The following is a 14059-nucleotide window of genomic DNA, read 5'->3' as shown; positions in this document are numbered from 1 at the left end:
TTCCGGTTCCGGTTCCGCTCAGGCCTCGCGGCGGCGTACGTCCTCCTCCACCGAACGCAGCGCGTCCCGCACGGCCTGTTCGGCGTCGATGCCGCTGGCCCGGGCCCGGGAGACCAGGGCGAGCACCTCGACGCCCACCTGCTCGGCGGTGATCAGTTCGCTCGGCAGGTCCAGGGGTACGCCGTGGCTGGCGGTCCGGGCGATCACCTTGTCGGCCCGGGCGAGCGCGGACAGCCGCTCGGGGATCCCGTCCAGGCTGGAGGTACGCCCCTTCTCGGCCCTCTTCCCGGCCTCCCAGGTGGCGTTCAGGTCGTCGGGCACGCCCTGGTCGGAGAACACCCACGGATGCCGCGCGACCAACTTGTCGGCGACTCCCCGCGCGACCTCATCGACGTCGAACCGGCCCTCCTGGGCGGCGATGGTGGCGTGGAACACCACCTGCAGCAACAGGTCGCCCAGTTCCTCGCGCAGGTCCGTGTCGTCACCGGCCTCGATCGCCTCGACCACCTCGCAGGTCTCCTCGACCAGGTAGTGCACCAGGGATCGATGGGTCTGCCGGGCGTCCCACGGGCACTCGACCCGGAGCCGCTGCATCACCGCGATGAAGCGGTCCAGTTCCGGGTGGGCGGCCGGCTCGGTCATCGCCGGGTCACTGCGCGGCGGGCCGGGACAGTGACCCGCTGCCGAGCCCTCCCTCGCTGTTCGCGACGTCCTCGAGACCCTTCACGCCATAGCGCGGGTTGACGTGCACCGGGATGAACGCCAGCGCCGAACCCATCTCGGCCTGACCGAGCTTCTGGGCCAGGGCGTCCGCCTTCACCACGTCCATCACGAAGGACTGCCCCGCCGGCTGGGAGAGCAGCTGCGGCGGGATCTGCAGCTGGGGCAGCAGTTTGTTGGTCTCGGCGGTCAGGTCGATCCCGCGCGAGGCGGCGATCTGTTCGGCCGCGGCGCCGCGCATCTTGACGCTCAGCACCAGGCCGGGCTCGGCGAGCCGGGGGTTGATCTTCGCCAGTTCCTGGGAGGCCCGGGTCACCTCGGAGGTGGTGAAGGTACGCCCGCCGACGGTCGCCGCGGTGGACGGGCTGTTGGCGCAGCCGCCCAGCCCCAGCGTCACCACGCTCGCTGCCGCGGCGATCGCCGCCGTCACCCTGAACCGGATTCCTGACCCTGCCATGCACCCACTCCTCGTCGCCTGCCCTGTCTGGGCCGGCGCCAGTCTAGTGGCCGTGTGCCGATCAGTCGGCGAAGCCGTGGGCCGATCAGTCGGCGAAGCCGTGGGCCGATCAGTCGGCGAAGCCGTGGGCCGATCAGTCGGCGAAGATGTCGCGAACCACCTGGGCACACCAGCGCAGCAGCTCGGTATCGGTCGGCGCGACGCCGCCGACGGTGGCGGCCAGCGGTCGCGGGACGAGCAGGTGCCCGGTCTTGACCACGGTGCGCGGGTGCAGCCGCTTCAGCCGCAGCAGCCGCGATTCGGGCAGGTCGTGCGGGCCGAAGCGGACGTAGTTGCCCTGCAGCACCACCTCGTGCAGCCCGACGACCCGGGCATCGTTGCGGAAGGCGGCCACCTCGAGCAGCGCCTCGACCGGGGCCGGCGGCGTACCGTAGCGGTCGGTCAGCTCGGCCCGCACCTCGGCCAGGTCCTCGGCCGTGCGCACCTCCGCCAGCCGCTTGTACATCTCCAGCCGCAGCCGTTCCGACTCGACATAGTCCGGCGGCAGGTGGGCGTCCACGGGCAGCTCGATCCGCAGCTCGGGCTCGGACTCGCTGGCCTGGCCGTCGCTGCGGAAGTCGGCGACCGCCTCCCCGACCAGCCGGATGTAGAGGTCGAAGCCGACATCGGCGATGTGCCCGGATTGTTCACCACCCAACAGGTTCCCGGCGCCGCGGATCTCCAGATCGCGCATCGCGATCTGCATCCCGGCGCCCAGGTCGGCGTTGGCGGCCATCGTCGCCAGCCGGTCGTGCGCGGTCTCGGTCAGCGGTTTGTCCGGTGGATAGAGCAGGTAGGCGTACCCGCGCTCGCGGCTGCGGCCGACCCGACCGCGCAACTGGTGCAGCTGGGAGAGCCCGAGCAGGTCGGCGCGTTCGATGATCAGCGTGTTGGCACTCGAGATGTCCAGGCCGGCCTCGACGATGGTGGTGCAGACCAGCACGTCGGCGCGGCGCTCGGTGAAGTCGAGCATCACCTGTTCCAGCTTGTGCTCCCCCATCTGGCCGTGCGCGGCGAGCACCCGGGCCTCGGGCACCAGCTCGGCCAGCTGGTTGGCGACCTTGTCGATCGACTGCACCCGATTGTGGATGTAGAACATCTGTCCCTCGCGGAGCAGCTCGCGACGGATCGCGGCGCCGATCTGTGCCCTGTCATAGGGGCCGACGAAGGTGAGCACCGGGTGCCGTTCCTCGGGCGGGGTGGCAATGGTGGACATCTCCCGGATCCCGGTGACCGCCATCTCCAGGGTGCGCGGGATCGGAGTGGCCGACATCGCCAGCACGTCCACGTTGAGCCGCAGCTTCTTCAACGCCTCCTTGTGCTCGACCCCGAACCGCTGCTCCTCATCGATGATCACCAGGCCCAGGTCGGAGAACTCCACCTCGCCCGACAGCAGCCGGTGGGTGCCGACCACGACGTCGACCTGGCCGGCCGTCACCGCCTTCTTCACCTCGCGGGATTCCTTCTCCGACTGGAAACGCGAGAGCTGAGCCACCCGCACCGGGAAGCCGGCGTAGCGCTCGGCGAAGGTGTTCGCGTGCTGCTGGACCAGGATCGTGGTGGGCACCAGCACCGCCACCTGCTTGCCGTCCTGGACGGCCTTGAACGCGGCGCGCACCGCGATCTCGGTCTTGCCGTAACCGACGTCACCGCAGATCAACCGGTCCATCGGCACGACCTGTTCCATGTCGTGCTTCACCTCCGAGACGCAGGCCAGCTGGTCGGGGGTCTCGACGTAGGCAAAGGCGTCCTCCAACTCCCGCTGCCAGGGGGTGTCGGGGCCGAAGGCGTGGCCGCGGGAGGCCTGTCGGGCGGCGTACAGCTTGATCAGCTCGGCGGCGATCTCGCGGACCGCCTTGCGGGCGCGACCCTTGCGCTTGTGCCAGTCGGCGCCGCCCATCCGGTCCAGGCTGGGGTTTTCCCCACCCACATAGCGACTCAGCAGATTGAGCTGGTCCATCGGCACGAACAACCGGTCGCCGGGCTGGCCCCGCTTGGAGGGGGCGTACTCGATCACCAGGTATTCACGGACCGCACCGCCGGCCGTGCGCTGGATCATCTCCACATAGCGCCCGACACCGTGCTGCTCGTGCACCACCGGGTCGCCGGCGGTCAGCTCGAGCGGGTCGATCTGGTTCTTGCGGCGGCTCGGCATCCGGCGCAGCGACTTGTCCGCCGGCCCGCGGCCGGAGAGGTCCCCGGAGGTCCACACCGCGAGCTTGGCCGAGTCGAGCCGGAAGCCGTGCGGCAACTCGGCCAGCGCGACGGTCACCAGGCTGGCCGCCGGCGGGCGGTTCAGCGCCCGGACCGCCTTGGTGCCGATCTCGTGCTCGCCCAGGATCTCCACCATCCGCTTGACCATGCCCTTGCCCTCGGCCACGAGCACCACCCGCCAGCCGTCGGCCATCGCCTCCTTGATCGCCGCCACCGCCGCATCGGTGTCCCCGCGCCAGGACTCCGTCGCGTGGGCCGGAATCGTGTACGCCGGAACGGTGCTTTCCGACACGTCCCCTGAGCGAGACGGCCCGGTATCCCCCAGAGAGAACTGGGAGAGCGACCACCAGGCCTGGCCGTTGGCGATGACGGCGGTGCGCACGTCGGCGAGGCTCCGGTACGCCGAGGCGCCGAGGTCGATCGGGGCCCGCCCGCCGCCGGCGGCGGCCGCCCACGACGCCTGCAGGAACTCCTCGCTGGTGGTGACCAGGTCGGCGGCGCGACCGCGCACCAGTTCGGGGTCGCAGATCGCGACCAGGGTGTCGGCGGGGAGCACGTCGACGAGCAGTTCCATCCCGTCCACCAGCACCGGGGCGAGCGCTTCCATCCCCTCCACCGCGTGGCCCTGGGCCATCGGCTCAAGCATCTCGGCCAGTTGCGGGTGCTGCTCGGCCAGCGCGGCGGCGCGACGGCGTACGCCCTCGTCGAGCAGCAACTCCCGACACGGGTCGGCGACGACCTCGGGCAGCACCAGCTCGGTGGAGCGCTGGTCGGCGACGGTGAAGTGCCGGATCTCCTCGACGGTGTCGCCGAACAGGTCGATCCGCACCGGGTGTTCGAGGGTGGGCGGGAAGATGTCGACGATCCCGCCGCGCACGGCGAACTCGCCGCGCCGTTGGACCAGGTCGACCCGGTGATAGGCGGCCGCCACCAGCGCCTCGGCCAGGTCACCGAGGTCGAAGTCCTCGCCGGCGACGATCCGCACCGGGGACAGCTCCGCGAGCCCTTTCACCTGCGGCTGCAGCACAGCCCGAACCGGCGCGACGATGACCCGCGGTCGCCGCTCCGGCACCGGGTCGGCCAGCCTGCGCAGCACCGCGAGCCGGCGCCCGACGGTGTCGGAGCGGGGGCTGAGCCGCTCGTGCGGAAGCGTCTCCCAGGCCGGGTAGTAGCAGACCTGCTCCTCGCCCATCACCGCGCCAATGGCGGTGGTCAGGTTCTCCGCCTCGCGGTAGGTGGCGGTGACCAGCAGCACGGTGCGGGTCTCGGCGAGCAGGGCGGTCAGGAACGGTCGCAGCGACGGCGGCAGGGTGACCTCGGCCGCCGAGAGGGTACGCGAGCGCGCGCCATCGCTGACCTCAGCGATGACGGGGTCGGTACCGACGAGCTGGACCAGTCCCTGAAGGGTCACCGGGCGATCCTAGCCCCGGCGCCCAATGGACCGGCAGGCCCCGATCTAGTCCGTTCGCTAGAATGACCGGGCAATCCCCCTCGTTCACCCACCGACCAGGCAGGGCCGCTGTTGCTGACACTCCTGATCGTCCATTTCGCCGTGGCCGCGGTGGCCCCTGCACTGGTGCGGGTGATGGGACGACGGGCGTTCTGGGTGCTGGCATTGCCGAGCGGGGCCACCGCCGTCTGGGCGATCGCGCTCACCCCGGGCGTACTCGCCGCGCCGCCGGAACTGGCGTACCGGTGGATCGACTCGATCTCGCTGGGCATCGAACTGCGCCTGGATCCGCTGGCCTGGCTGCTGACGCTGGTGATCTCGGTGATCGGCGCCCTGGTCCTCGCCTACTGCGCCGGCTATTTCGGCGACAAGGAGCCCGGGCTGGATCGCTGCGCGGCCCACCTGGCCGCCTTCGCCGGGGCGATGCTCGGGCTGGTGTGGAGCGACAACCTGTTGCTGCTCTATGTGTTCTGGGAAGCGACCACGGTGCTGTCCTATCTGCTGGTGGGCCACAACTCCGACCAGATCGACGCCCGACGGGCCGCCCTGCGGGCGCTCGTGGTGACCACCCTCGGCGGCCTGGCGATGCTGGTCGGTCTGGTCATGCTGGGCCAGGCCGGGGGCAGCTACCGGCTGAGCCACCTGATCGCGCAGCCGCCGGCGCCCAGTGCCATGGTCCAGGTGGCGGTGCTGCTGGTGCTGCTCGGTGCGCTGACCAAGTCGGCCCAGGTGCCCTTCCACTTCTGGCTGCCAGGCGCGATGGCCGCACCGACCCCGATCTCGGCGTACCTGCACGCGGCGGCGATGGTGAAGGCCGGTGTCTATCTGGTGGCGCGGCTGGCTCCGGGTTTCGCCGAGCTGCCGGTGTGGCGGCCGGCGATCCTGGTGATCGGTACCGCGACGCTGCTGGTCGGCGGTTATCGAGCGCTCCGCCAGCACGACCTCAAGCTGCTGCTCGCCCACGGCACCGTCAGTCAGCTCGGCCTGCTGATCCTGCTGGTCGGCGCCGGCACCCGCGACCTGGCGCTGGCCGGGCTGTGCCTGCTGATCACCCACGCCCTGTTCAAGGCCGCCCTGTTCCTCACCGTCGGCGCGATCGACCACGCGACCGGTACCCGTGACCTGCGGGTGCTGCACCGGCTGCGGGAACGGATGCCCCTGCTCACCGTCACCTCGGTCCTGGCCGCCGCCTCGATGGCCGGGGTCCCACCGCTGCTCGGGTTCGTCGGCAAGGAGGCGATCTATGGCGCCCTGCTGCACGCCGAGGGCGCCTGGACGATTCCGCTGCTGGTGCTGGTCATCCTGGGCTCGGTGCTCACCTTCGCGTACGCCGCCCGCTTCTGCTGGGGCGCGTGGGGCCCGGGCGAGCGCGAGCTCCGCAGCTCCGACGAACCCACCGACACCCACACCAACCCGTGGATGGTGACCGCGATCCCCGCGGCGCTGGGGATCGCCGGACTGGTGTTCGCCCCGCTCGCCGGCCTCGGCGAGGACTGGCTGGCGCCGTGGCTGGATCAGCTGCCGGCCGCGGCGTACCCGACCCATCTGGCCCTGTGGCACGGGCTCAACCTCGCCCTGCTGCTCTCAATGGGCACCCTGGCCCTGGGCGCGGTGCTGTTCGCCGTGCGGAGCCGGCTGGAGGCGGCGCAGCGCAGGGCGCCGCACCCGCCGTCGGCACTCGGGGCCTACCGCGCCACGATGCGCGGCATCGACCGGGTCTCTCTCGAGGTGACCGGGCTGCTGCACCGCGGGTCGCTGCCGCTGTCGCTGTCGCTGATCCTGACCGTGCTGCTGGTGCTGCCGGGCGGCGCCCTGGTGCTGGCCCTGCGCGACGCGTTCGCGGATCGGGCGCACACTCCGCACTGGTTCGACAACCCCGCCCAACTGGGGGTGGCCGCGGTGATCGGACTGGCGGGCCTGGGCGCGGTCCGTTCCCGGCGCCGGCTCCGCGCGGTGTTCCTGGTCGGGGTGACCGGATACGGCTCGGCGATGCTGTTCCTGCTGCACGGGGCGCCCGATCTGGCGCTCACCCAGGTGCTGGTGGAGACGGTCTCGATCGTCGTCTTCATCCTGGTGCTGCGCCGCTTCCCCTCCCGCTTCTCCGCTGCGGCCACCGAACGCCGGGGCGCCTGGCGGCGGCTGCTGCTCGGCATCGGCGCCGGGGTGGTGGTGGCCGGCAGCGCGCTGGTTGTCACCATGGCTCGCACCGCCCCCCCGGACTCGACCACGATGGCGCGTGGGGCCTACGAGTTCGGCGGCGGACACAACGTGGTGAACGTGATCCTGGTGGACATCCGCGCCTGGGACACGATGGGTGAGGTCTCGGTGGTGCTGGTGGCGGCGACCGGCGTCGCCTCCCTGGTCTTCCGGCACAGCGAGCGGATGGACGAACTGCGGCAACGGCTGCGGCGTACCCGCTCCGAACGCGCGAGCCGACGCACCGCCTCCTCCCGCGACGTCGGCTGGCTCAGCGGCGCCGACTGGGTCCCGGCCAACCGGCGTTCGCTGCTTCTCGAGGTGATCACCCGACTGATCTTCCACCTGGTCATGGTCTGGTCGGTGTTCCTGCTGATCAGTGGCCACAACGACCCGGGTGGCGGTTTCGCCGCCGGCATGGTGGCCGGGCTGGCGCTGACCGTCCGCTATCTGGCCGGCGGGGCACACGAGCTGCGCGCCGCGATGCCGGTGATGCCCGGTGTGCTGCTGGGCATCGGCCTGTTCCTCTCCGCCGGTTTCGGCCTGGTGTCGATGCTGGTCGGCGGTGACGTGCTGCAGTCGTGGACGTTCGACATCCCACTGCCGCTGGTGGGTGAGCTGCACCTGGTCACCTCGGTCTTCTTCGACATCGGCGTCTATCTGATCGTGGTCGGGCTGATGCTGGACATCCTGCGCTCGCTGGGCGCGGGTCTGGACACCGAGATCGCTGACAACGAGGGCGAGGACTACGTGACCGACCCTCTCGCCCGGGATCGCCTGCCGATGGATCGGGGGGCGCGATGAGTCCCAACCTCACCCTCTGCCTGGTGGCCGGCGGACTGGTCGGCCTCGGCGTGGTGCTGCTGCTGTCGCGCTCGCTGGTCCGCGCCCTGCTCGGGGTGCTGCTGATCTCCAACGGGGTGAACGTGGTCTTCCTGGTCGCCTCCGGGCGCCCCGGGGCGGCACCGCTGACCGGGTCCGACCTGGATCCGCCGATCGGTCCCGGCGGCATCTCCGATCCGCTCCCCCAGGCAATGGTGCTCACCGCGATCGTGATCACCCTGGCGGTGACGGCGTTCTCCCTGGCACTGGCGCACCGCTCCTGGCAGGTGTCCTCCACCGAACTGCTCGCCGACGACGCCGAGGGCGTACGCACCCACGAACTCGCGGTGGCGAACGACCTGTCCGACTCCGATCACCTGGAGGGCGACGCGACCGACACCGATGGGGACGAGGACGACCGGGAACCGGAACGGCACCCCACCTCCGGGGAGGTGCAGCGATGAGGTTCACCCTCGACCTACTGGTCCCGCTGGTCGTGGTGCTGCCGCTGATCGGCGCGGGGTTGACCGTGGTCACGGGCCGGCACACGCGCCTCCAGCGGGCCATCTCCGGCACGGTGCTGGCGGCCGTGGTCGCGGTCTCGGCGACCCTGCTCTGGGCCGCTGACCAGCGGCGTACGCTGATGGTCCGGGTCGGCGGTTGGCCGGTCGACGAGGGCATCGTGCTGGTGGTGGATCGGCTGTCTGCGCTGATGCTGGTGATCTCGACGGTGGTCACCTTCGCGGTGATGCTGTATTCCTCCGGTCAGGGGGCGCGCTCCGATGACGAGCACGACGGCGGCGCCCCGCTGCCGATCTTCCACCCCACCCTGCTGGTGCTGTCGGCGGGCGTGTCGACGACCTTCGTCTCCGGGGATCTCTTCCACCTCTATGTCGGATTCGAGATGCTGCTGTTCGCGAGCTTCGTGCTGCTCACCCTGGGTGGGACCGCCGAGCGGGTGCGGGCCGGCACAAACTACGTGATCGTCAACCTGCTGTCCTCGCTGGTGTTCCTGACCGCGATCGGGTTGACCTATGCCGCCACCGGCACGGTGAACCTGGCCCGGTTGGCGCTGCGACTGGGCGACCTGCCGCCCTCGACCACTCTGCTGCTGCAGGCGATGCTGGCGCTCGGATTCTGCATCAAGGCGGCGGTTTTCCCGATGTCGGGCTGGTTGCCCGACTCCTATCCGACCGCCCCCGCACCGGTGACCGCGGTGTTCGCCGGGCTGCTCACCAAGGTCGGCGTCTACGCGCTGATCCGCACCCGCACCCTGCTGTTCCCCGACGGGCGACTGGACACACTGCTGCTGTGGGCGGCACTGCTGACGATGCTGGTCGGCATCCTCGGTGCGGTGGCCCAGGACGACATCAAGCGGCTGCTCTCGTTCACCCTGGTCTCACACATCGGCTACATGCTGTTCGGGCTCTCCGTGGGGTCGGTGGTCGGGCTGTCCGCGGCCATCTTCTATGTGGCCCACCACATCACCATCCAGACCACCCTGTTTCTGGTCACCGGGCTGGTGGAACTGCGTCGCGGCACCACCTCGCTGAGCAAGCTCGGCGGCCTGCTGTCCACCGCGCCGGTGGTGTCGGTGCTGTTCTTCGTGCCTGCGATGAACCTGGCCGGAATCCCTCCGCTGTCGGGGTTCATCGGCAAGGTCGGCCTGCTCCAGGCGGGTGTGCTGCGCGGAGACTGGTTGGCGTACCTGCTGGTGGGTGGCTCGGTGCTGACCAGCCTGCTGACCCTGTACGCCATCGCCCGGGTGTGGGCGCGGGCCTTCTGGCGCGAGCCGGTGGCACCGGTGGATGATCGGGCCGGGCCGCTCAGCGTCGGCGTACTGGCCCCCACCACGCTGCTGGTGCTCTTCGGAATCGCCCTGACCGTGTTCGGCGGGCCGTTGTACGCGTTCGCCGACCGCGCCGCGGCGAGCCTGCTGGAGCGTACGCCCTATCTGGTGGCCGTGCTCGGGGACGGGGCGATCCGATGAGCCGGTTCCCCTCGCACCTGGCGAAGATGCGCCTCGGCTCGCTGCTGGTGCTGACGACGGTCTGGGTGGTGCTGTGGGGCCGGCCGAGTTGGGGCACCGTGCTGTTCGGACTGCTGGTCGCCCTGCTGGTCGTGCTGTTGTTCCCGATGCCGCGGGCGGCGTCGCGGATCCGGTTCCGGCCCCTGTCCCTGCTCAGGCTGGTCGCGTTCTTCCTCTACGACCTGCTGCGCGCCAGCCTCCAGGTGGCCTGGCTCGCCATCCGCCCGCGGCCGATCGAGCACGGACGGATCGCGGCGGTGCAGCTGCACGAGACCGACGACTTCCGGCGTACCATCATCGCCGAACTCACCTCCCTGGTGCCGGGGACGGTGGTCATCGACCTCGACCCGGCCAGCAACGAGCTGGTGATCCACGTGCTGGATCGCTGCGACGACGAGCGGCTGTTGATCGAGGTGACGGCCATCCATCGCCGCGAGCAGTTGGTGGCCCGGGCGTTCGGCGCGCCGGCACCTCCCGGGTGTGGCGAACGGCTCTCGATGTCCGAGGTTCGCGATGTGGAGGCAGGGCCGTGATCGAATTCGTGGAGACCGTGCGCCCGGTGTTCGGCTGGCTGGTGGGTGGGCTGCTGACGCTGGCGGCCGTGCTGACGGTGGTGCGGATCGTGCGCGGCCCCTCGAGCCTGAACCGGACCCTGGCCACCGATGTCCTGGTCACGACGCTGATCTGTGGGATCGCCGCCGAGGCAATCCTGGCGCGGCACGCCTCGACCCTGCCCATCCTGGTGTCGCTGTCCCTGGTCGCGTTCGTCGGATCCGTCTCGGTGGCCCGGTTCGTGGCCCGCGACACCGACCTGAGCGATCACCACGACGGGAGAAACCGATGAATCCCACTCTGGCCGCCGTGCTGGACCTGTGTGCGCTGGTGATGCTGCTGCTGGGCGCGGTGCTCTGCGTGCTCGCGGCGATTGGACTGCTGCGGTTCCCGGACCTGCTGTCGCGGATGCACGCCGCCACCAAGCCGCAGGTGCTCGGCGTCCTGCTGGTGCTGGGCGGGGTTGCCCTGTCCCTGCGGTCCCTGCCCGCGACCGGGTTGTTGCTGCTGGTGGCCACGTTCCAGCTGCTCACCGCCCCGGTCGCCTCGCAGATGATGAGTCGTGCTGCCCTGCGGACCGGTCAGGTCGATTTGGCTCGCCGCGGTGCCGACGCCGATGATTGAGCCCTGCTCGATCGGGTAACACCTGTGAGACCCACACTCCAAGGAGCCTCATGGGATTCATCACCCGCCTGACCGTCCGCGCGATCGAGGGATATCAGCGCCATCTCGGACCGCGTAATGACACCGATGACCCCCACCACCACCCGTAGCGAACTGCTCGCCGCCGTCAACGCCGCCCACACCGGACGCAAACGACTGCACCGCGACCGCGGACCCACCACCAGCAACTCACCACCCTGAGGTTGTTCCCTGCTGAGTGAGTTCCTTCGACACGTTGCACCGGGCTCCGCCCGGATCCGCTAGTCAAGGAACGTTGGGACGCGGTCCTTGGGGCGGCCGATGATGGCGCGATCGCCGCGTACCAGGACCGGACGCTGCATCAGCTTCGGGTGTTGCGCCACCAGCGCGGCCACCTGCTCGGCCGTCTCGACATCGGCGTCGGTGAGCCCCAGCTCCCTGAAATGAGCGTCCCGGCGTACCAGGTCCGACGGAGGATCCTCCAGCTTGTCGAGCAGTTCGAGCAGAGCCGCCTCGTCCAGTGGGGTCTTCAGATACTGCACCACGTCGACCTCGACCCCAGCCGCCGCGGCGGCGTCCTTGGCGGCTCGCGAGGTCGAGCAGTTCTGGTTGTGATAGAGCGTCACATCGGCCATGCGGGCAGGATAATCAAGCCACCGACGCCTCAGAGAGCGCCGTCGCGGCTGAGCGCCCAGCGCACCGGATCCAGACACCGGAAGCTGGCGATCCCGTGGTCGTGCAGGTTCTCCCCCTCGGTCGGCGCCCCCAGCGCCGACACCACGAAGAACCTGTGGTCGAGCACCCGACCCGAGTGCGGCCGCTCCACCGCGGTCACGATCTGCCCGCCGTGCAACCGCTGCAGCAGCGAGCGCACCTCGGCGTGCAGCAACTGCCCGTCCTGCTCGTCATAGCCGGCCTGCATCGCGCCCGGATCGCGCATGAACGCCGCCCCGGCGTTCGACATCACCCGGCTCAGTTCGGTGTCCGCCACCGCCGTCAACGTCTGCATGGTGTCAAACTTGCTGAGCACGATCCCCAACCGTGGCTGACCGCCCCCGATCAGGAAGTTCAGGTTGTTCAGCACCACCGCCGGATCCCCGCCCTCGTGCAGCTGAGCCGGGATCAGGTCCTGCAGTTGATTGCGCACCTCCGGCACCCGGGTCGGGTCGAAGAGGAAGAACACCGCCGATGCCCGGGCGAAGAAGGACAGGTGGCGCGCGTTGTCCACCGACCCCTCCAGGTCTTCCCCGGCGACGTCGCGGAACACCACGAAACGCCTTCTCCCGTTCAACATGCCGAGGCTCAGGATCAGCGGCTGACGCTGATAGGAGTCGGCCAGGTTGGCCCGCGGAGTCGGCGCGATGATGCCGCGCGTTTCATAGAGCGGCTTCTCGTACACGTGGCTGTACATCTCCCGCGACGCCCCGTCGACGAAGCTCAACGTGGTCCGGTGCGCCTCCGCCAGCAACTCCATCAGCTTGATGATCACGCCGACATAGATGCTCTTGCCGGTGGCCCGCGCTCCCGCCAGGGCGATACAGGTGGCCGTTCCGCTGCGCCAGTCCGGCGGCAGGAACTGGTGACAGGTGGGGCAGCACTCGGCCATCGGGCCGTTGCATCGTTGACAGTGCGTCACCCGCGGTGGCATCCAGCCCTGCGGGCCGCCCTGCGGGCCGACGAAGATGGTCGGGCGCCACTGCCGCGGTGCACCGTGGAGCGCCGTCCCCTCGACGTCGGGCACGGAGTTGCACCGGCCCTGACACTGGAACGCGTACTTCTGCGGAAGCAGCTGTTCGAAGCAATAGGGACACTTCGTCATCAGTACCTCGCCCGCAGCACCGTCATGTCCGCATCGGCCTCGGGCGCGACGCCGGAAACCCTGGCCCGGAAGGAGGAATTCTCGGGCAGCAGCCCCGCCAGCAGTTGGCTCACCAGCTCCCGGAGCATCCGCTCGTCGGCCAGCAACTGGTCATACGCCGAGGCCGCACCCCAGTCGCCCACCTCGACGAAGGCGGTACCACGCGGGGCCCGCGCGGCCAGCACCTCGCGCGCCGACCGGGCGGCCAGCAGCACCAGCATCGGCTCCGCACCCTCACCCTCGGCGTTTCGATCCGGTACGCCGAATCCGGCGGGGACGCCGTCCGACACAACACAGCGCGCCACCTCGGCGCCGGAATCCGCTGCCGGTATGCGAAACCCGGTCGCCATCGGCCCGTCGGTCAACAGGTCGTGCACCGCCCGGGGCAGCTCCTCCACCGAGCCGACCTGCACCGGCCGCGCCCGGTCACTAGCCACCTGCGCGGTGAGCTCACGTTCCCCCGCGGTGACCCGGGACAACCCGACCAGCACCTCCACCACGGCGGCCACCGAGCCCTCGCCAACCAGCGGGCGCATCGACGCCGACCCGTCAACCACCACCTGCAGCGCCCGCGCCTGATCGTCCGGGATTCGTTCCAGGCCGAGAATCTCGCGCGCCAGGTCCCTGGCCCGCGCGGCCAACGGAGGCAGTGGCGTGTCGTGCACCACTCCCATCGCGGTGAGCACCAGCTCGTTCCCGACCCGCTCCACCCGGACCAGGTCCCGCTGCGCCAGACCGGACAGGTCGACCGAGGGGATCACCGCTCGCTCGGGATCGGGATCGCCGTGCAGTTCGATCGCCGCGGACAGCGAGGCCACCGTGCCCGACCCGAAGGTACGCCCCGAGTCCGGCACCGCACGGACCTCGATCGGACCGTCCACCCGGGGCAGCACCAGCATGCCCGGCATCGGGGTGATCGCCGAATGGTCCGGCTGTCCGTCGCGGAAGCCGAGGAGCCGCACCGGCGTACTGCCAGGGGTCTGCAGCCGCAGCGTCAACGGCTTGGCCGGCAGCCGTGCGCTGCCGCCGCCCTCAAGCACATAGGTGGGCATCGAATTGCCTCCCTCGGTTCAGTTTCCT

At 70.3% G+C, this 14059-nt stretch carries 12 protein-coding genes; 6 read left to right on the top strand and 6 right to left on the bottom strand.

What is annotated here, in order from left to right; genetic code table 11:
• Positions 1-18: 18 nt before the first annotated feature.
• The 3 genes from CGZ93_RS16270 to mfd all read right to left on the bottom strand — a co-directional run bounded on the left by CGZ93_RS16270 (position 19) and on the right by mfd (position 4841).
• Positions 19-642: a MazG family protein gene (locus tag CGZ93_RS16270; protein ID WP_094365193.1), complete on the bottom strand. Its 624-nt coding sequence runs from the start codon at positions 640-642 to the stop codon at positions 19-21.
• A gap of 7 nt (positions 643-649) precedes the next feature.
• Positions 650-1177, bottom strand: coding sequence for a hypothetical protein (locus CGZ93_RS16265; RefSeq protein WP_229117540.1), 528 nt, complete (start codon positions 1175-1177; stop codon positions 650-652).
• Between the two features lie 133 nt (positions 1178-1310).
• Positions 1311-4841, bottom strand: coding sequence for a transcription-repair coupling factor (gene mfd / locus CGZ93_RS16260; RefSeq protein WP_094365191.1), 3531 nt, complete (start codon positions 4839-4841; stop codon positions 1311-1313).
• A gap of 111 nt (positions 4842-4952) precedes the next feature.
• On the opposite strand from mfd, the gene CGZ93_RS16255 reads away from it, so the two are divergent.
• Genes CGZ93_RS16255 through mnhG form a run of 6 tightly spaced genes read left to right on the top strand, consistent with a single transcriptional unit; the run spans position 4953 to position 11103 of the window.
• Positions 4953-7880 (top strand): Na+/H+ antiporter subunit A, encoded by a 2928-nt coding sequence (locus CGZ93_RS16255; protein ID WP_094365190.1) that lies wholly within the window; start codon positions 4953-4955, stop codon positions 7878-7880.
• Positions 7877-8362 carry an NADH-quinone oxidoreductase subunit K gene (locus CGZ93_RS16250; protein WP_094365189.1) on the top strand — a complete coding sequence of 162 codons (486 nt, stop codon included), beginning with the start codon at positions 7877-7879 and terminating at the stop codon, positions 8360-8362. Before CGZ93_RS16255 ends, CGZ93_RS16250 begins: the two co-directional genes overlap by 4 nt.
• Positions 8359-9888 (top strand): Na+/H+ antiporter subunit D, encoded by a 1530-nt coding sequence (locus CGZ93_RS16245; RefSeq protein WP_094365188.1) that lies wholly within the window; start codon positions 8359-8361, stop codon positions 9886-9888. Before CGZ93_RS16250 ends, CGZ93_RS16245 begins: the two co-directional genes overlap by 4 nt.
• Positions 9885-10460, top strand: a complete 576-nt coding sequence (locus CGZ93_RS16240; protein WP_094365187.1) for a Na+/H+ antiporter subunit E — start codon at positions 9885-9887, stop codon at positions 10458-10460. The genes CGZ93_RS16245 and CGZ93_RS16240 overlap by 4 nt, the downstream gene beginning before the upstream one ends.
• The gene (locus CGZ93_RS16235; RefSeq protein ID WP_212753117.1) at positions 10457-10771 is read left to right on the top strand and encodes a monovalent cation/H+ antiporter complex subunit F; all 315 of its coding nucleotides are present in this window, start codon (positions 10457-10459) and stop codon (positions 10769-10771) included. Before CGZ93_RS16240 ends, CGZ93_RS16235 begins: the two co-directional genes overlap by 4 nt.
• Entirely contained in the window at positions 10768-11103 is a 336-nt protein-coding gene (gene mnhG, locus CGZ93_RS16230) for a monovalent cation/H(+) antiporter subunit G (protein ID WP_171195090.1), read from the top strand. The genes CGZ93_RS16235 and mnhG overlap by 4 nt, the downstream gene beginning before the upstream one ends.
• Positions 11104-11402: 299 nt before the next feature.
• Here the strand turns inward: mnhG and CGZ93_RS16225 are convergent, their stop codons facing one another.
• From CGZ93_RS16225 to CGZ93_RS16215, 3 genes are read right to left on the bottom strand one after another with little or no spacing between them, the layout of a single operon-like run.
• Entirely contained in the window at positions 11403-11756 is a 354-nt protein-coding gene (locus CGZ93_RS16225) for an ArsC/Spx/MgsR family protein (protein ID WP_094365186.1), read from the bottom strand.
• A 29-nt stretch (positions 11757-11785) separates the two neighbouring features.
• Entirely contained in the window at positions 11786-12940 is a 1155-nt protein-coding gene (locus CGZ93_RS16220) for a TRAFAC clade GTPase domain-containing protein (protein ID WP_094365185.1), read from the bottom strand.
• A complete protein-coding gene (locus CGZ93_RS16215) occupies positions 12940-14031 on the bottom strand; it encodes a hypothetical protein (RefSeq protein ID WP_094365184.1) in 1092 nt (363 codons plus the stop codon). The genes CGZ93_RS16220 and CGZ93_RS16215 overlap by 1 nt, the downstream gene beginning before the upstream one ends.
• Between the last annotated feature and the right edge of the window lie 28 nt (positions 14032-14059).

The sequence above is a fragment of the Enemella dayhoffiae genome, assembly GCF_002250625.1.
Taxonomy (GTDB): Bacteria; Actinomycetota; Actinomycetes; order Propionibacteriales; family Propionibacteriaceae; genus Enemella; species Enemella dayhoffiae.
This window is presented reverse-complemented; position numbering and strand designations above follow the sequence as displayed.